This window comes from Methanosarcina sp. MSH10X1, from assembly GCF_004099695.1.
Classification (GTDB): Archaea; Halobacteriota; Methanosarcinia; order Methanosarcinales; family Methanosarcinaceae; genus Methanosarcina.
This window is the reverse complement of the sequence record NZ_SCHL01000051.1, coordinates 1-518: the sequence shown is the minus strand read 5'-3', so window position 1 is coordinate 518 and position 518 is coordinate 1. Positions and strand designations below refer to the sequence as shown.

Genomic DNA, 518 nt, shown 5'->3' with positions numbered 1-518 from the left:
CTGATTCCTAAAGGAGGAGAAATTCCGGAAGGGATTAACAGGGTAGATGAGGCTATGAGACACTGCCAGCTGGTTGACAGGGTAAGAAGAACCGGCGAGGAGTTCTATACCCTGGTCGAAGACCAGATGTGCAAAGGCGGAGCCGGTGCAATGGGCCTTGGGGAAATGCCCCCGAAAGTCGCAAGCGGAGAATTCTATTTTAAAGGGCTAAAACAATTCAGCACCCAGGGCGCTGCAAGGCGTACCCTTGAAATGGTTTCCAAGCTTCCCGCAAACTCAACGGAAGCTATCCTGTATTCTCCTCTTGAAAAAGCTTCGTTTACACCGGATGTTATTGTGGTCATCTGCACCCCCAGGCAGGTTATGCTGCTTACTCAGGCTATGATGTATAAAACAGGCGGCAGGATTGAATCCAGTTTCGCAGGAAAACAGAGTCTGTGCTCGGATGGGGTTGTAAGGGTCTACAAAGAAGGCAAAATCGGAGTTACAGTCGGCTGCAGCGGCAGCAGGACATACAC

Annotated in this window: 1 protein-coding gene; it reads left to right on the top strand. The window is 50.6% G+C overall.

Going from position 1 to position 518, the window contains the following annotated elements; translation table 11 throughout:
* The coding region (locus EQO05_RS15240; protein WP_128507955.1) for a DUF169 domain-containing protein at positions 1 to 518 on the top strand (518 nt) is incomplete at both ends.